This is a genomic window from Natrinema caseinilyticum (genome assembly GCF_024227435.1).
Lineage (GTDB): Archaea > Halobacteriota > Halobacteria > Halobacteriales > Natrialbaceae > Natrinema > Natrinema caseinilyticum.
The window spans coordinates 838,415-855,980 of the sequence record NZ_CP100445.1; the positions used below are offsets into that span (position 1 = coordinate 838,415).

The 17,566-nt window shown below is 64.3% G+C and carries 16 protein-coding genes; 6 read left to right on the forward strand and 10 right to left on the reverse strand.

All coding sequences use genetic code 11. The features are described from left to right. Positions 1–41: 41 nt before the first annotated feature. Positions 42–902, reverse strand: a complete 861-nt coding sequence (locus tag NJT13_RS04075; protein WP_254524219.1) for a UbiA family prenyltransferase — start codon at positions 900–902, stop codon at positions 42–44. Positions 903–1,011: 109 nt separating this feature from the next. Here NJT13_RS04075 and NJT13_RS04080 point away from each other — a divergent pair, with 109 nt between their 5' ends. Together NJT13_RS04080 and NJT13_RS04085 are read left to right on the forward strand one after the other, a co-directional pair. Further along, entirely contained in the window at positions 1,012–2,700 is a 1,689-nt protein-coding gene (locus NJT13_RS04080) for a thiamine pyrophosphate-binding protein (RefSeq protein ID WP_254524220.1), read from the forward strand. An 85-nt stretch (positions 2,701–2,785) separates the two neighbouring features. Then, the gene (locus tag NJT13_RS04085) at positions 2,786–4,594 is read left to right on the forward strand and encodes a histidine kinase N-terminal 7TM domain-containing protein (RefSeq protein WP_254524221.1); all 1,809 of its coding nucleotides are present in this window, start codon (positions 2,786–2,788) and stop codon (positions 4,592–4,594) included. A gap of 28 nt (positions 4,595–4,622) precedes the next feature. On the opposite strand, the gene NJT13_RS04090 is transcribed toward NJT13_RS04085, so the two are convergent. The 4 genes from NJT13_RS04090 to NJT13_RS04105 all read right to left on the reverse strand — a co-directional run bounded on the left by NJT13_RS04090 (position 4,623) and on the right by NJT13_RS04105 (position 9,016). Further along, a complete protein-coding gene (locus NJT13_RS04090) occupies positions 4,623–6,170 on the reverse strand; it encodes a TrkH family potassium uptake protein (RefSeq protein ID WP_254524222.1) in 1,548 nt (515 codons plus the stop codon). Positions 6,171–6,385: 215 nt separating this feature from the next. Next, positions 6,386–6,922, reverse strand: a complete 537-nt coding sequence (locus tag NJT13_RS04095; RefSeq protein WP_254524223.1) for a hypothetical protein — start codon at positions 6,920–6,922, stop codon at positions 6,386–6,388. Positions 6,923–7,030: 108 nt separating this feature from the next. Continuing rightward, positions 7,031–7,252, reverse strand: coding sequence for a hypothetical protein (locus tag NJT13_RS04100; protein WP_254524224.1), 222 nt, complete (start codon positions 7,250–7,252; stop codon positions 7,031–7,033). A gap of 336 nt (positions 7,253–7,588) precedes the next feature. Next, positions 7,589–9,016, reverse strand: coding sequence for an FAD-binding oxidoreductase (locus NJT13_RS04105; protein WP_254524225.1), 1,428 nt, complete (start codon positions 9,014–9,016; stop codon positions 7,589–7,591). A 310-nt stretch (positions 9,017–9,326) separates the two neighbouring features. On the opposite strand from NJT13_RS04105, the gene NJT13_RS04110 reads away from it, so the two are divergent. Together NJT13_RS04110 and NJT13_RS04115 are read left to right on the forward strand one after the other, a co-directional pair. Continuing rightward, positions 9,327–10,334 carry a TIGR04024 family LLM class F420-dependent oxidoreductase gene (locus NJT13_RS04110; protein ID WP_254524226.1) on the forward strand — a complete coding sequence of 336 codons (1,008 nt, stop codon included), beginning with the start codon at positions 9,327–9,329 and terminating at the stop codon, positions 10,332–10,334. 144 nt (positions 10,335–10,478) lie between these two features. Then, entirely contained in the window at positions 10,479–10,880 is a 402-nt protein-coding gene (locus NJT13_RS04115; RefSeq protein WP_254524227.1) for a DUF7344 domain-containing protein, read from the forward strand. Positions 10,881–10,927: 47 nt separating this feature from the next. Here the strand turns inward: NJT13_RS04115 and NJT13_RS04120 are convergent, their stop codons facing one another. Next, complete coding sequence (locus NJT13_RS04120; protein WP_254525383.1) at positions 10,928–11,893, reverse strand: NADPH:quinone reductase; 966 nt, start codon at positions 11,891–11,893, stop codon at positions 10,928–10,930. Between the two features lie 154 nt (positions 11,894–12,047). Between NJT13_RS04120 and NJT13_RS04125 the strand changes: the two genes are divergently transcribed. Then, positions 12,048–12,272, forward strand: coding sequence for a hypothetical protein (locus tag NJT13_RS04125; RefSeq protein WP_254524228.1), 225 nt, complete (start codon positions 12,048–12,050; stop codon positions 12,270–12,272). A 127-nt stretch (positions 12,273–12,399) separates the two neighbouring features. Here NJT13_RS04125 and NJT13_RS04130 read toward each other — a convergent pair whose 3' ends face one another. After that, positions 12,400–12,729 (reverse strand): DUF7344 domain-containing protein, encoded by a 330-nt coding sequence (locus NJT13_RS04130; protein ID WP_254524229.1) that lies wholly within the window; start codon positions 12,727–12,729, stop codon positions 12,400–12,402. A gap of 121 nt (positions 12,730–12,850) precedes the next feature. Further along, positions 12,851–13,972, reverse strand: coding sequence for a pyridoxal phosphate-dependent aminotransferase (locus NJT13_RS04135; protein ID WP_254524230.1), 1,122 nt, complete (start codon positions 13,970–13,972; stop codon positions 12,851–12,853). A gap of 145 nt (positions 13,973–14,117) precedes the next feature. Here NJT13_RS04135 and NJT13_RS04140 point away from each other — a divergent pair, with 145 nt between their 5' ends. After that, a complete protein-coding gene (locus tag NJT13_RS04140) occupies positions 14,118–14,783 on the forward strand; it encodes a DUF6517 family protein (RefSeq protein ID WP_254524231.1) in 666 nt (221 codons plus the stop codon). A gap of 152 nt (positions 14,784–14,935) precedes the next feature. On the opposite strand, the gene NJT13_RS04145 is transcribed toward NJT13_RS04140, so the two are convergent. Together NJT13_RS04145 and NJT13_RS04150 are read right to left on the reverse strand one after the other, a co-directional pair. Next, complete coding sequence (locus NJT13_RS04145; RefSeq protein ID WP_254524232.1) at positions 14,936–15,799, reverse strand: 2-oxoacid:ferredoxin oxidoreductase subunit beta; 864 nt, start codon at positions 15,797–15,799, stop codon at positions 14,936–14,938. After that, the gene (locus NJT13_RS04150; RefSeq protein ID WP_254524233.1) at positions 15,799–17,553 is read right to left on the reverse strand and encodes a 2-oxoacid:acceptor oxidoreductase subunit alpha; all 1,755 of its coding nucleotides are present in this window, start codon (positions 17,551–17,553) and stop codon (positions 15,799–15,801) included. Before NJT13_RS04150 ends, NJT13_RS04145 begins: the two co-directional genes overlap by 1 nt. Positions 17,554–17,566: the final 13 nt, after the last annotated feature.

A 17,566-nucleotide genomic window follows, 5' to 3' on the forward strand; every position in this document is an offset into this window, starting at 1 on the left:
GGGCGTATCGATGCGTCGGTGACGACCACCGCGACGTCGGCTCACACGAGGTCGCCGATCGGGTCGAATCGGACGGCGGTCACGAGGACGGCGAGGAACACGTACGAGCCCCGGATGAGCAACATGGTCGCGAGTTCGGGGTCGGCACGCCGCGCGACGAGCGCGACGACGGCGAAGGCGAGCGCCGCGAGGATCGCCGTCGCGGGAAAGATACGAGCGACAGCGAACCCGACGACGGCGACCAACGCGAGGGTCATCAGGCCGTACGCGACAGAGTACGCCCGACCGGGGCCGACTACCACCGCGACGGTTCGTTTCTCGATCGAGCGATCGTACACGTAGTCCTGGGCGTCGTCGATCACCTTGACACCGGAGAGGAGGATCAGAAAGATCAGGGCGAACGCGAGCGGAACGACGGTGAGCGTCGCCGCCTGCACGTAGAACCCACCGACGACGGCGAGTGCGATCCCGAGCGGGTAGCCGGTCGTCGCGGTTACGGGGTTCGTATCCAGCTGTGGAGCGTGATGGTACGCGATCAGCCACGTGGGAACGACCAGCACGACCGCGGTCGCATCGACGAGGACGCCGAGAGCGAGACAGCACAGCGCGAACGTCACAGTCGACAGTCCGAGCGCGACGTGACATCCCGTCACGGTCAGCGGGTGATCCTCGTCTTCGCCTCGGACGTGGAAATCGACGTAGCCGTCCTTGACGTGGGCCGTATAAACCGCCGCGAACATGGCGAGGACGTGACCCGCCGCGAGTACCGGATCGATAGATCCGGCGAGAATCGCACCGAACAGTGATGCTGCCAACGGCGGCGTCATGAAGACGGGATGCACCTGCGACCAGAGCGCTCGAGCCGTGCCACCGATTCCGGTCCCGTCCCTCACGAGTGCCATACGGGAGCGACAACGAACTGATGCATAATACCCGGGTCGGGTCCGCAGACGCTGGAATCGGCGTGCCGAAACACACAGTTTGATGTGAAATGACGTATCACGTGGGGGCATGTCTAAACGGTACACTGGCGCGGACCTCTTTACCGACGCGCTCGAATCCTACGGCGTCGACTACGTTTTCGGGAACCCGGGGACCACGGAACTGCCGATCATGGACGCGATCAGCCGGAGCGACCTCGAGTACAGGCTCGCGCTCCACGAGGACATCGCGGTCGGCATGGCCGCGGGCTACGCTCAGCGACGTCGATACCACTCCCACCACGACGACGCAATCACCCCCGTCGGTGTGGCGAACCTCCATATCGCCCCCGGGTTGGCCCACGGACTCGGCAACCTGTACGCGGCCAAAAAGACCGGCGCACCCGTCGTCGTGACGGCCGGGAACCACAGCACAGACTTTCGCCACGAGGAGCCGATCCTGTCCGGTCGACTCGCCAACATGGCCCGCGAGTTCTGCAAGTGGTCCGACGAGGTACTGGACGTGTCCGCCCTGCCGTCGATGCTCCGCCGGGCGTTCCGCGTCGCATTGACGCCGCCGACCGGCCCCGTCTTCCTCGGTCTGCCACTCGACGTGACGATGGCCGAAACCGACGCCGAACCCGAACGGCTCGGCGCGATTCCCAGCGCCGGAAACGGCGATCCGACGCAACTCGAGCGCGCCGCAGACCTGCTCGTCGAGGCCGAAAATCCGGTGATGGTCGTCGGCGATCACATCGCTCGCTCGGGCGTCGACGCCGTCACCGCAGCGGTCGACCTCGCGGAGGCGGCGGGCGCCCGCGTCCACGGCGAGATCCTCTCTTCGGAGGTCGATTTCCCGACGGGCCACGAGCAGTGGGTGTCCTATCTTCCGACCAGCGAATCGCTCACGGCGGCGCTGATGGACACCGACACGCTCCTCTTCGCCGGCTGTTCGACGAACACCACGTTGACGCGCCACGAGGAAGAACTGGTCGGGTCCGACACGACGTGTATCCACCTGAGCGACGATGCCTGGCAACTCGGCAAGAACCAGCCCGCTGACGCGGCCGTGATCGGCGATCCCGGTCTCGTCCTCCGGGACCTCACCGAGCGCGTGCGTGACCGTCTCTCGAGCGACAGGGTCTCGGACCGACTCGAGGACGTCGCGGCGACGAAAGAAATGGTCGAGTCGAAGATGGCCGGCTACGGAGAAGGGAACGGGGACGAACCGGGCGCATCGAAAGCCCAGTTGGTCGACGCGATGGAGCGCGTCGCAGGTGACGCAGCGATCGTGGACGAGGGCGTCACCTCGAAGTACGCCATGCTCACCCGCTGGGAGTTCGGCCCGGAGCAGTATATCTCCAACAAGGGTGGCGGCCTCGGTTACGGGCTTCCGGCCTCGGTCGGCGCCGCCATCGCCGAAGGCCAACGCGATGAGCCCCGGGACGTGATCGGATTTATCGGCGACGGGTCGTACCAGTACTACCCGCATTCGATCTACAGCGCGGCCCGCTACGATCTCGACCTGACGGTCGTGATCTCGGACAACCGAAACTATCGGATCCTCAAGAACAACACGCTTCACCTCATGGGTGGCGAGGAAGACGACTACGACTTCGTCGGCATGGACTTCGAGCCGTCGGTCGACCTCGTGAAAAACGCCGAGAGTCACGGTTCGCGCGCCCAACTCGTCGAATCGCCCGAGGAAATCGAGGGCGCACTCGAGGACGCGATCGCTCGCGATGGCCCCGACGTGCTCGACGTACTGGTCCACGACTGACTCGCTCGGAGTGTTATCAACTAATTGATTGATCATCGGCCGGTAAACACTTGCGTCTCGTTCGTGCAGATATATCCGTTCACGGATGGCCTGGGTGATCGACCCGTACAGTCTCGTTTTGTTACTCTCGCTCGTCGTCGCAGTCGGCACTACCGGTGCGGCGTGGCGGATGCGGCCTGCCGCCGGTTCGGTCCCGCTCACAGCGCTCATGGCCAGCGTCGCGTGCTGGCTCTGCGCTCACATCCTCGAGATAGAATTCACGGCGTTCATCTGGAAAGTGTACATGGCCAACGTTCAGTGGGTGGCCGCCGCCGTCATCCCGACGCTCTTTCTCGTCTTCGCGCTCGAGTTTACGGGCAGGGATCGGTGGATCACCCGTCGGCGACTCGGATTGTTCGCGATCGAGCCCCTCATCGTGATCGGATTCTTGCTCGTCAACGGACAAACGAACCTCCTGTGGGGACCGCCGGTCACGGAAACGGTGTCGTTCGGCGCGTTATGGACGCCGTCCGCGACCGTCGTGACTGCGGATCCGACGATCGGCCTGTTCGCTCACCTGGCGTACGCGACCCTCTGTCTGACGATTACCTCGGTGGCCGTCTTCGAGATGATCGTGCGGAGCAATCGCTACTACCGCTGGCAAGGCCTCGCCGTTCTCGTCGCGATTGCCGTTCCGTGGGCGACGGCCGTACTGGCGGCGTCGTCGCTCGAGATCATCGGCACGACGCCGATTGGGTTTACCGTGACCGGTCTCGCGATCACGTTCGGCCTCTACCGCTACCGACTCCTCGAGATCGCCCCCATCGCCCGCAGCGAAGTCGTTTCGAACCTCGAGGACGGCGTGCTCGTAATCGATAGCAATCGACGGATCGTCGACAGCAATCCGGTTGCGGAGGTGCTGTTCGGGCGAGATCGCGAAAACCTCGTCGGCGAACCGATCGACGCCGTCCTCCCGATCGCCGTGGACGCGGTCATCGAGGCGTCGACCCACCGGGACGACGACGGCACAGCGACCGATATCGACGACCCCGTCACGCAGTTCACGCTCGGTGACGGCACCGACCGGCGCTTCTACGACCTCTTGCTGTCCCCGATCGACGACGGTCGCGGCCAGCCGGTCGGGTGGACGATCGTCGTTCACGACGTAACCCAACGCGTCAGTCGGGAGCGCGAACTCGAGCGCAAGAACCGCAAACTCGACGAGTTCGCGGGCGTCGTCAGTCACGACCTCCGGAATCCGCTGTCGGTTTCGAAGGGATACCTCGAGTTGCTCGAGGAGGAGTACGACCCGGAATACGTCCGGGCCATCGCCGAATCGCACGAACGGATGGAACAACTGATCGAAGACGTGCTGGCGCTCACACGGCAGGGCCAGGACGCGCTGCATCTCGAACCCGTCGCACTCGGCGACGTTGCCAGGGAGGCCTGGTCGACGGTCGAAACCGCCGGATCGACGCTGTCCGTCGTCGACGACCGGACGATCGACGCCGACCGGACACAGCTCCGGCAGCTACTCGAGAACCTCTTTCGAAATTCCGTGGACCACGGACCGCGGTCGCCTTCCTCGCAGCCGACCGGCGAGTCCGACGAGAAAACGGACCTCGTCGTTACGGTCGGCGGGCTCGCGGACGGGTTCTACGTCGCGGACTCTGGCGGCGGATTCGAGGCCGATCCGGATCGGATCTTCGAGTCGGGGTACACGACCAGCGATCGCGGCACGGGTCTCGGACTGTCGATCGTCGCGGAGATCTGCGACGGCCACGGCTGGTCCGTGACGGCGAGGGAGGGGGCGGACGGGGGTGCGCGGTTCGAGATTACCGACACCGAAGACGACGGCTCCGTCCCGGACGCCACCGACGACCGACCGGCTTCGTTCGCACGCGAGCGCGAGTAGCTCTGTGAGCGGCGATCTCCGCGTGCACCTACGATCGCCAGTACGCCGGCGTCAGGATGACCAGAACGGAGAGGATCTCGAGTCGGCCGATCCACATGAGGAAGATCATGTACAGCTTCGCCGCGTTAGAGAAGGATTCGTAGCTGTTCATCGGCCCGACGACGCCGACTCCCGGTCCGACGTTGCCGAGCGTCGCGATGACGGCGCTTATCGCCTCGAGCGCGGACAACGAGAGGCCGGGGGTTCGATGAGCGTCGACGAGGAGGACGACGGTCGAAACCACGAACAGCGTCAGAAAGAGTCCGAAGAAGACGAAGATGCCGAGAATCGTTTCTTCGTCGACGACGTCGCCGGTGCCACCCATTCGGACCGGGCGGATCGCCTGCGGATGGACGAGCCTGAAGAGTTCGCGTCGGATCGACTTCTGGATCACGTACCAGCGAACGATCTTGATCGAGCCGGCCGCAGAGCCCGCGGAGCCACCGAGGAACATCGCGAACAGGAGAATTACCTGCGTCGAGTCGCTCCACGCGTTGAAGTCCATACTCGCGTATCCGGTCGTCGTCACGATTGCGATGACCTGAAAGAGGCCGTGACGGAGCGAGCGCTCTATGCTCCCCGGAATCGTCGCGATACCGTCGGGAACCACGGCGAGTCCGACGCCGAGAAACAACAGCGCAGAGATCGAGGCGCCGACGACGCCCATCGCGAGGATGTAGGAGCGGAATTCGGCGTTTTTCGTCAACCGAGACGGCTGACCGCGCCAGGCGTACCAGTACAGCGCGAAGTTCGTTCCGGCGACGATCATAAAGAGCATGACCGCCCACTGAACGACCGGAGAGAACGCCTCGACGCTGCGCGCTTCCGGCGAAAACCCGCCGGTCGGTAGCGACGTGAGCGCGTGTGCGGCGGCGTTGTACAGGCTCATGTTCGGCGCCACCCCCGCCAGGTGGAGCCCGTAGTAGACCACGACGGCCGCGAGCGTGAACCAGGCGTAAATCAGCCACAGCGCCCGCGCGGTCTCTCTGATCCGCGGGGTCAGCTTTTCGACCTCGATCCCCGGCGCTTCCTCTCGGATGATCTGTGTCCCGCCCACCGAGAGCTCCGAGAGAATCGCGACCATGAGGACGAGAATTCCCATTCCCCCGAGCCACTGTGTGAGCTGGCGCCACATCATGATCGACCGCGAGTGGGTCTCGACGGAGATACTGCCCATGACCGTCGCGCCCGTCGTCGTAAACCCGCTCATGCTCTCGAAAAACGCGTTGACGGGGTCCGCTATCGTGCCGGTGTTCGCGACGAGGTACGGGATCGTTCCGACGAGTGGGACGACGAACCACGTCAGCGCGACCAGCAGAAACGCGTCACGGTGGCCGAGACTCGGGTCCGTCTCGAGGCGCTCGAGGACGATCCCGACCCCGACAGTGACGGCCAGCGCGACGAGAAACGGCACCGGGCTCTCCCGGTAGTACAGCGCAATCGCTGTGGGAAACAGGAGCGTCAGCGAGAGATACTTCAGCACCGTGCCGAGAAAGCTGCAACTGGACCGGACGTCGACGTGAAGCCTGCGTATCATGATGTAGTGCTCGACCGGCTGCGAACCGACCGGGTTCCGACTGGACGGTGACTATCTCCGACAGATTCGCGGTCCGACAATAAATACTGCGTCTCGCGACCGTGATCGATCCGTCGCGTCCGCGTTCACCCACACCGTCGCCGATTACCCGGGATCACAGACCGCGGGGCGCGTCTCGCGAACCCGTACCGACCTGGCGAACCCGGAATCGCGTCTCACGAAACGAACTGTCGGTAATGTTCTCTCATCGCCGCTCGAGCGGTCCGGGAGAACGCCGGGACGTACTCCATGGTAAAGTAGGACCACGATTCGTCGACGGGGTCGGCGTAGACGTCCAGAGCCCCCGTTTCGGTCGCGAATTTGTGGTCCCGCGGCGTGTTCCGGCTTTCTCGGGCCGAGTAGCCCGTCGCCATCGGCGTGATTCCGTGACGAGCGAACCAGCCGCGGGCAGCCGGGTGGTCCTGTGCGCCACAGCTGTGGGCGCGCAGTCCCGGGGACGGGTCGCGCTCGGTCGCGTCGGCCGGATAGTACGGGAAATCGGCCCACCCGAGCACCGCGTGGCCGCACTCGTGGGCTGCGAAGTTTCGGACGAGCCCCTGTGGCATCCCCACGGGCCAGCCGAACAGCCCCACGAGTTCGGTGTTGACGTATCCGTAAGCACCCGGTTTAGCGAACGCACGGCCGTCGTTACCCGCGTACGCACGCATTGCACCCGCCGTCGCCGTCCCGTCCCGGATAACGAAGAGCGTCACCGTTTCGGGCGTTCGACCGGGCCGAAGGCCGTCGTCGTCTTCGACCGCATCGAGCGTCGCACCGTACGAGGAAGAAATTTCGAAGTCGGCGACCGTCTCCGTGACCGTTCAGACGGTCGCCGACCCCGGCGTCGCATCCGTCCACGTCTCGGCGAACAACTCGACGCCCTCGAGGACGACGTGAAGCGCCTGATCGGACGGCCGGACCGAGCCGTGGCGGACGACTTCGATCGTGAGATCACCGGACCGGGACTCGGCCGAGCCGACGCCGGAAACGGCGACGGTGGACGCGGCGGCACACGACCACGTGAGAAGCTCCCGCCGATGCATTACGACCCGTCATTCGTCGAAATTGATATAAATCTTGCTGCCAGTCGGGAGACGATCCCAGTCGAACGACCTGGCGAAGTCGAACATCGAATTCGCCACCCCGCAGACGGCGAACTACCGAGTCGTTCCCCGTCCTCCATCCGGTAGAATACAGGCCGACCGTCCGTCAGAACGCCGGCCGACCGGCCGTCGGTATACCGGCCGACTGGCCCTCAGAACACCGGCCGACCAGTCGTCGGAACACCGGCCGATCGACCGTCGGGATACTGTCCGCCGAGCCGATAGAAATCGGAGGGACGGATACAGCGAAACGGAGACGCCACACGGCGGCCGAGGTCAGCAGTCCGGCTCCCGAACGCGTTCTCCGTCGGCCGTCTCCGGGAACATCTTGCCCGGATTGAGCGTATCGGTCGGATCGAGCGCTCGCTTGATCGTCCGCATCGTCTCGACCGCCCCAGCACCGTGTTCCGGCTCGAGGGACGCCCGTTTCCCCTGGCCGATACCGTGTTCGCCGGTCGCGGTCCCGCCACGCTCGAGCGCCAGTTCGACGACGGCCCGATAGAGGCGCTCACCGCGCTCGCGTTGCTCGGCGTCGTCTGGATCTACGAGAACGCCGTAGTGGAGATTGCCGTCACCGGCGTGGCCGAAACAGGGAACGAGCAGGTCGGCCTCGTCGGCCAGCCGTTTGATCTCGTGGACGAGGTCGGGATAGGCACTTATCGGCACCGTCACGTCCCCGGGGTGGAGGGACTCGAGGTCCGGGTCGTAGTTCGAGACGGCGTATGCCAGTTCTCGTCGGGCCCGCCAGAGGTCTTCCATCTCCGCGTCGTCGTCGGCCATCTCGAAGCGGGCGACGTCGTGATCGTCGAAGATCGTCCGACAGAGTTCGATCTCCGCCTCGATACCGTGGTTGGCGTGGAACTCGAGAAAGACCATCGGCGCGTCGGGGAGGTCGCTGCCGAGGTAGTCGTTCGCCATGGTCGCGCTCAGGCCGTCGACGAGTTCGATTCGGGCGACGTCGACCTCGGTCCTGATCGTATCGAAGACGGCCGCTGCGGCGTCGTCGAGCGTCTCGAAGATCGCCCGCCCCCCGCGAATCTGCTCGGGCCGACCCGCGAGCGAGAGCGTCGCCTCGGTAACGACCGCGAGGGTCCCCTCGCTGCCGACGACGAGATCAGTCAGGTTGTACCCGCTCGAGGTCTTGATCGCCCGCGAACCGGTCTCGATGACGGTTCCGTCGGCCAGAACGGCCTCGAGGCCGAGGACCCAGTCCGCGATCTCGCCGTAGCGGACGGTCTTCATGCCGCTCGCATCCGTCGCGATCATGCCTCCGATCGTCGAAATGTCGCCCGACGACGGAAGCGGTGGAAAGAACAACCCGTCGCCGGCGACGTACTCGTCGACGGCCGTGCCGATGATTCCCGGGCCGACGTCGATCTGAAAGTCGTCGGGTCGGTAGTCGACGACGCCGTCCATTCGCGTCAAATCGAGGCTGATCCCGCCGTGGGCCGGAACGGCGTTCCCCTCGAGTCCGGTTCCAGCGGCGTACGGCGTCACGGGGACGCCGCGGTCGGTCGCAGCGGCGAGCACGGCCGACACGTCGTCGGTCCGTTCCGGCCAGACGACGGCGTCCGGAAGATTTCCACCGCCGTCGTTCCGTTCCGTCCCGAAGTCGGTCGCGTGCGATTCCCGCCGCTCGCGAGCGAACGAGTACTGGTCGTCCGAAAGTGAGAGTTCCTCGAGGAACCCACAGTCGTATGTCATACGGCCACGTTGGGCACGACCCGTATCAACGTTTCCCACCGGTTCAACGCGCGAGAGCGCCACCGGTCGGTCGTACGCGGCGACGCGATACCGCCACGAGACTCGCGGTCGTCCCGCGACCGCGTGGTGAATCGGGATGCGCGAGACCCGCGTGAACCGCGATTCGTGACCCTCCGGGGAACCGAAATTCGGGACCTTGTCGAGGAGTCGAGATGGACGAGAATCGTTCCGTTTTATGTGATTGCGTACCCCGGTGCATGGTGATGCAACCGCGATACCCAACTCGTGTGCCTGTGCGGAGGGATGAACTGTGAACGCCGAACTGGACTTGCTGATTCGTCTCGGTGACTACGATCGCCCACAGGAAGTCGGTGACCGCGCCGTTCAGGCGGAAGAACTGGGCTTCGACCGGATTACGGTCGGCGAAACGACCGGGTGGAACATCGTTCCGCCGCTGACGCTGGCCGCTGACCGCACCGACGAACTCGGCATCTCGACCGACGTCGTCTCGCCGTACGGTCGAACGCCGGCGATGCTCGCTCAGACCGCGCTCACGTTACAGGACACCGCTGACGGCCGGTACCGCTTCGGAATCGGACCGAGTTCGCCGGCGATTACGGAACGGTGGCACGGGATGGATTTCGACCGTCCGCTGCGCCGGACTCGAGAGGTGATCGAGATCATGCGCGCAGTCTACGAGGAAGGGAACCCTGCCTACGAAGGCGATATCTTCGAGATTCCGGGCCTCGGCTACGAACGGGGACCGACCGAGAACCCGCCGCCGATCGACGTCGGCACGCTCGGTCCGAAAGCCACCGAGATGGCCGGTCGCTTCGGCGACGGCTGGACACCACAGATGTTCACCGCCGACGGCCTCAGGGACCGACTCGAGGACCTCGAACGCGGCGCAAACCTCGCCGACAAGGATCTCTCGGACCTCCGCGTGGCCCCGATCGTCCGGGTAATCGCGGGCGAAGACCGCGAAGAAGCGCGCCGGAAGGCCCGTAGCACGATCGCGTTCATGCTGGGTGCCTACGGCCCCTACTACGGGAATTCGGTCGCGAAACAGGGACACGAGGACGTCGTCGAAGACATCCGTGCGGCCTGGGATGACCGCGACACGGACGCGATGGCCGCGGCGTTGCCCGACGAGGTTCTCGACGACCTCGCTCCCGCAGGTACCCCGGACGAGGTCCGCGAGTGGCTCACGTCTTACGGCGAGATCGACGGCGTCGATGCCGTTCGAGTCGGCTTCGTCAACGGCATGTCCGAAGACGACAAGCGAACGACGATGGAAGCGGTCGCCGACCTCGTCTAACGGCCGCGCTCGGTCCGTCACGGTATCGGAATCGCCCGGGCCGACGTGACCGCACCGGGTACGCCGTCGCAATACGACACCGAGAGCGAGTGTTCCGATCGGACTCACAGTTCCGTTAAATACTGGTCGGGCCCTAACGGGGACATGATTCCACTCGTCCGTTCGCCAGGCAGCCTCACCGCACTCGGTGACACGCGCCACGACGACACCGATTCGGCGGTGGATCTCCTCGCAAATCGACGACGACGTGCGGTCTTACTGTCTCTCGATTCGACCGGTGGTTCGGCCACCATCCAGGAGTTAGCCGCGGAGATCGCCGCGGAGGAGATACCCGCCGAACCGAACGTGATTTCGGACCACGGGGCGGTTTCCGCGCGAAATCGCCGCGCCATCCAGATTTCGTTACACCACACTCACGTGCCGAAACTGGCCTCAGCAGACGCGGTCGAATACGACGCCGCGACGAAGACGGTTGCGATGACCGATCGCGGCCGGACGCTCCTCTCTCGATACGAGGCCGTTTCCCGGTCGCCACAGCGCGGCTAGGTCACCGGCAGCACGTTCCGTCGCCGCGAACGCCGAGCAACCGAACGCTACGGTTCGAGAACCACTTTCCCGAAGAAACTATCCGTCGTGACGGCACGGTGCGCGTCGGCGGCCTCCTCGAGGTCGTACGCCCGGTCGATAGCGATCGAGAGGGCCTCGGTTTGCATCAGGTGTGCGACTCCGCGCAGCGGAACGCGAAGATCCGGCGTGTTGAACATGCTCATAAACTGGTAGGAGACGTCTTTCGACCGGGCCGGGCCGTCGTTCGTAAAGCCGGGGTCGGGTTCGTTCTCGCCGATGCCGACGACGCGGGCGTTCGCCGCGGCGACCTCCGCATCGAACTGCAGGTACTCGTCGAGTCGGTGATCCAGCACGACGTCGACGCCGCCGTCGGATGCCTCGAGAACGGCGTCTCCCAGATCGTCGCGGCTATAGTCGAGCACCGTTTCGGTCCCGTAGGTTTCCAGGGCGTCGTGGTACGCATCGGCTGCGGTGGTGATCACCCGTGCGCTGACGGCGGCCGCGATCTGGACGGCCGCGTGGCCGACGCCGCCGGAGCCGCCGTGGATCAGGCAGTATTCGGCCGGTCGGAGTTCGGCGTGGTCGATGAGCGCGCGCCAGGCCGTGACGGCGGCGACGCCTGCGGCGCCCGCCTCGGTCACGTCGACGCCGTCGGGAAGGTGGACCACGCGATCGGTCGGGACCGTCGCGTACTCTGCAGCGGAGCCCTGGAAGCTTCCGTTGCCGATCCCGGTGCCGAACACACGGTCACCCTCGTCGAACGCCTCGACGGCCGCGCCGGTCTCGCTGACGACGCCCGCGAAGTCGACCCCGGGCGAAAACGGAACGTCGACCGGCGTGTACGACCCGTCCCGAAAATAGGTGTCCACTGGATTGACGCCCGCAGCGGCGATTTCGACTAGCAGTTCGGTCTCGCCGGGTTCCGGCCGGTCGATTTCGTCGACCTGGAGCACGTCCGCATCACCGTGTTCGTGAAGGCGCAGGGCTCGCATGACGATAGTAACCACGCGACCGGACGGCAAAAGAGTGTAGCCCATCGCAGCAGATACCGGGTCGCCTCGAACCGCCGCGCCGTTCGCATCGGTCTCGACCGCCGTCGCACGGGCACGGAGCATCGTTCTCCGCACGCCGGCCCTGTCCGATATCGTGAGCGAACTCGAAACCCCGCCACTCGAGGAGACGACCGTCGGCATCTTTCTCGCGCCGGACGGTACCGAGGAAATCGAATTCGCCGGGCCGAGAGACGCGGCCGACGATGCCGGAGCCACGGACGTCGGTCTGGTAACGAGCCGAAATCCCGACGTTCGCGACGCCTTTTGCGAGACGGTCGTCGAGGAGTTCGCCCCCAGCCAGGGGAAGGACCGTCGGTAGATCGACGAGAATCGAACGATAGGAAGAGTGTCGAACGAATATTTCGGGTGTTATCCGGGTGGTAGTTACTCGAATCCACTGAGTAGCGCACGTCGAAAACGATACGATACGGACACCGGTTTCGATGTCACTCGTCCGGCTCCTCGATCAATCGCGCGATCGTCACGAGTATGTCGAATTTTGGAGGTGTCCCCTGGATTTGTACGACCCCCTCGTCGGGATTGTACTGGACGAATTCGACGTCGGCTGACTTCGGAAGGTGGGTGTGTTTCAAATCGACCGCGATTCTCTCGAACCGGTCGTCCGGACCGACCCGTCCCGGGTCGTCCTCCCACTCTTCGATCTTCTCGACGAGTTCGTCGACACCGACCGGCCCCTCCTGCTCGTAGAGGTGGTACAACAGGTACCGTCGTCGTTTGTCCTCGAGTAACTCAAATATCGTACCCAGTGTAACCATATACTGGCTTCAACGACCGTGGACTTAGCGATTGGGACCACACCGTTCCGGTCCATCCGTTCGCCGTGTTTTCCGCCCGCGAGGGAAAATCGGGCCCCGGCCGGAAACCGATGGACGAGCGTTACCGAACCGCCCGCGTCGCCTCGTCGATGATCTCGAGAGCCTGTTTCAACTCCTCCGTTCCGGTCGCATACGAGAGTCGCGCGTACCCCTCGCCGTTCGCGCCGAACGCGTCGCCCGGGACGACGATTACGCCCCGGTCGAGCACCTCGTCACACCACCCGTCGGGCACTTTCGGCATCGCGTAGAAGGCCCCTTCCGGGGTCGGCACCTCGAGACCGGCATCCGTGAGGCCGTCGAGGACGAGATCCCTGCGTCGTTCGAACGTGTCGACCATCTCCTGCACCGTCTCCTGTGGCCCCGTCAGCGCGGCTTCGGCGGCGTACTGGGCGGGCGCGGAAGCACAGGCCTGACCGTACTGCTGGACGCGGAGCATGCGCTCGATTCGGCGGTTGGAGGCGACGACCCAGCCGATGCGCCAGCCGGTCATCGAGTAGGTCTTCGAACAGGCGCTGATAACGACCACGTTGTCCGTCTCGGCGAAGTCGAACGGCGAGTGGTGTTCGCCCTCGAAGAGGATGTGCTCGTAGACCTCGTCGGAGAGACAGAGGACGTCGTGTTCGTCGGCGATGCGGGCGAACTCGCGCATATCGCTCTCGCTCTGGACGGCCCCCGTCGGGTTCGCCGGACTGTTGACGACGAACGCCGCCGTATCGTCCGTGATCGCCTCCTCGACCGTTGCCGGGTCGAGCGTCAGGTCCTCGCGAAGCGGGACCGGCCTTGGCGTACCGTCGGCGATGCGAGTCAGCGCATCGTACGAGACGAAGCCCGGATCCGGAACGATCACTTCCGCTCCCGGATTGACGTGGGCCTCGAGCGCGAGGTGCAAGGCCCCGCTTCCGCCCGACGTCGCGATGATGTCCGCCGGGTCGAGATCGTAGCCGTAATCCCGGTCGTACTTCTCGGCGATCGCCTCGCGCAACTGGAGCGTGCCCTTGTTCGACGTGTAGGCGTCGGCCATCCCGGATTCGATCGCCTCGATGGCGCCGCGGCGCGCGTGGTCCGGCGTCGGGAAATCGGGCTGTCCGAGCCCGAGATTGATCGCGTCTTCGCCCGCGGCTTCGAAGACCTTTCGAATGCCGCTGATCGACACGTCTTCGACTCGATCTGCAAACCCAGTCATGGCTATACCGCTGGTGCCGACCCCGATAACTCTTGATGTGTTCGCCGCTGGGTCAGCCGGCGAATCGTCACGAGGAACGGACGGTCTTGACTGCGGAGGAAAATCGGCCACAACGAATATGTGGGTCGTAACGAACCTCACCACTATGACTCTGTCTCGTCGATCGCTGCTCGCGGGGGGAGCGGCCGGAACGATAACCCTGACGGCGGGGTGTCTCGGGTTCGTTCTCGGCAACGAGTCGCTGAAGTTTCACTCGGACCGCGTCGCACCGACCGACCAGGCGATTACGGAAACCGGATACGCGGAGCAATCCGTCACAGAGGACGTCATCGAGCGATCGGGTGGGGTCGCCGGTGTCGAACGGGATTTCGAAGCGTCGTTCTGGCGCTCAGTCTACACGAAGAGCGTCGAGTACATGGGCCAAGAACGCGAGGGGGCCGCCTTCGCTGCCGTCTCGATTCCCGGAATGGAAGTCGCCGGCCGCTCCCTCAACCCCCTCGACGAGATGTCGAACAAGGAATTACTCGAGCGGTTCATGGACCAGGTCCAGACCGACCAGGGAGCGATCAGGAACGTCACACACGAGGAGTCGTTCGAACTCGAGGTTCTCGGCGACGCTCGCACGGTCGATACCTTCATCGGGGAATCCGAACTCGAAGGAGAGACGATCGAAATCGAGATCAACGTAACGACCTTCAGTCACGAGGGGGACATGCTCGTGCTCCTCGGCCTCCTCCCGAAGATGCTCACCGAAGAGTCGGCTAACGTGGAGGTACTGGTGGAATCGGCCGAGCATCCGGTCTCCGGTTGAGCGCGACTCCCGTTTTTCGAACCGCCATTTTCCGAACCGCCGTTTTTCGAACCGCTCCGAGCCGTTACGGGCCCGAACCGACACACCGTCGCAGTCTCGCCTCGATACCGCACCGCGACGAAACGAAATAACCGGCCGACCGAACGGGAGAACTAGTAGAATTCGCGGACGAGGTCCATCGCACCGTCGGGGGCACCGTCCGGAATGTCGGACATGTCCTCGGTGACGCCGTGTTGTTCGTGATACGGCACCGAGTTTTCGTCCTGATACATGACGCCCTGATATTCCTTCTCGCTGTCGAGGATGACCTTCTTCGCGGCTTCGTAATCGTTCGGATCGTGGTCTTCTTCCTGGAGGTCGACGAGACTGTCGCGGAAGTAGTCGTAGGTGTCGACGTCGTTGAACGTGACGCAGGGACTGAAGACGTTGACGAAGCCGAACCCGTCGTGTTCGATCGCTTCCTGGACGATCTCTTCGTGACGCAACGCGTCCGATGCGAACGACTGGGCGATGAACGACGCACCCGAAGCCAGTGCGAGCGCGAGCGGATTGACCGGCGGTTGCTTCGGTCCTTCTGGCGTCGTCGACGTTTCGAAGTCCGACCGCGAGGTCGGCGAGGCCTGCCCCTTCGTCAGGCCGTAGATTCGGTTGTCCATGACCACGTAGGACATGTCGACGTTACGGCGCACCGCGTGGACGAAGTGACCGGCACCGATCGAGTAGCCGTCACCGTCGCCGCCAGCGACCATCACCTCGAGGTCGGGACGGGCCATCTTGACGCCGGTCCCGACCGGGAGCGCACGGCCGTGGACCCCGTGGAGGGCGTAGCTGTGCATGTAGGTCCCGATCTTGCCGGAACAGCCGATTCCGGCCACGACGAACGTATTGTCCGGGTCGTTGCCGGTGTTCGCGAGTGCTTTCATCATGCCGTTCATCGTCCCGAAGTCGCCGCATCCGGGACACCACGTCGGCTGCTTGTCGGATTTGAAGTCGGTAAAGCGTACGTCGGAGCTCATTATGCTGGCACCTCCTCGGAGAGTTTACTGGTAATCGCGTCCGCGAGTTCGTCCGCTTTGAAGCGAACGCCGGTATACTTGTTGATGCGTTTCACGCGGGTAAGTACGTCGTGTTCGATCACGTCGGCGAACTGTCCGTTCGCGTTACACTCGACGACGATCGTCTCGTCCGCGGCGTCGATTTCCTCGCTCAAGTCCGGCCGCGGGAAGAGGTACGGAACCGAGATGACGCGCACGTCGATGCCGTCGTCCTCGAGGTACTCGAGCGCTTCGACGAGCGCCCCTTCGTTCGACCCCCAGGAGATCACGAGGTTGTCGGCGTCCGGATCGCCGAACTCGCGGTACTCCCAGTCCTCTTCGTTCCGGGCCGTTTCGACTTTCCGGTTGCGCTTGTCGACCTGCTGGACGCGCTCGTCTTCTTCTTCGGTTCGGCGCCCGAGTTCGTCGTGCTCGAGGCCGGTCGACATGTGCGCGCCGTCGGTCGTGCCGGGGATCGCTCGCGGGCTGATCCCGTCGTCGGTGACGGCGTGTGCGCGGAATCGACCTTGTTCGTCGAGCCACTCGTCGACGTCGTCCTCGCCGACGAGTTTGCCGCGGTCGATCTCGACGTCGTCCATGTCGAACGCCTCCGGTGGGAACGTCTGTTCGGTGACCGACATCGCCAGGTCGGAAACCAGAAAGACCGGTGTCTGGTACTTCTCGGCGTAGTTGAACGCTTCGATGGTCTTCCAGAAACACTCGGTGATCGACGTGGGGGCGACGACGAACCGCGGCACTTCGCCGTGGCCGCCGTACAGCGCCATGTTGAGGTCACCCTGTTCCTGCTTCGTCGGCATCCCCGTCGAGGGGCCCGAACGCTGGACGTCGGTGATGACAAGCGGCGTCTCGCTGGTTGCGACCAACCCGAAGGTTTCGGTCATGAGGTCGATCCCGGCTCCCGACGTCGCGGTCATCGCTCGGGCACCGGAGCGTGCGGCACCCAGCGCCATGTTGATCGCCGATAACTCGTCCTCGGCCTGAACCACGTGACCGCCGTAGTCTTCGATACGCCCCGTCAGATACTCCATTATGGACGTCGCGGGTGTGATGGGATATCCGGCATAGAATCGGCACCCGGCCGCGATCGCGCCCATGCCGATCGCTTCGTTGCCGTTGAGGAGGACGTAATCGTTGTCGGTCGTCTCGACGTCGTAGCCGAGGTGGTCCAGGTCGTAGTTTTCCTGAACGTACTCCTGACCGAGCCGTGCAGCTTCCTTGTTGTTCTCGACGATCTTCGACCCCTTTCCGCCGAAGCGCTTTTCGAGCGCTTCGTCGAGATATTCGACGTCGAAGCCGGTAATCTCACACGCGGCACCGAGTGCGACGATGTTGCGCATGATCGCGCCGCCGGCGTCTTCGGCCAGCGACTTCAGCGGAACGTCGACGGCCGTCATCTCCTCCGGTATTTCGGCTTCCCACGAGCGTTCGCCGTCGTAGATGATGGCGCTTCCGTCGTGAAGCTCGTCGAGATTCTCGTCGATCGTCCGCTGGGTGAGTGCGACCAGAATGTCGAGTCGATCGACCACGCTCTGCACCTGGTCGACCGATGTTCGAATCTTGTAGGCAGTGTAGCCGCCGCGGATTCGCGACGCGAAGTCCTTCGACGTGAACACGTGCCGTCCGGCCCGGGAAAGTGCCTGAGCGAAGATTTTTCCGGTCGAGTCGATACCGTCGCCGGCCTCGCCCCCGATCGCCCAGTTGAGATCCTCAGCCATGTTATCCTGAGCC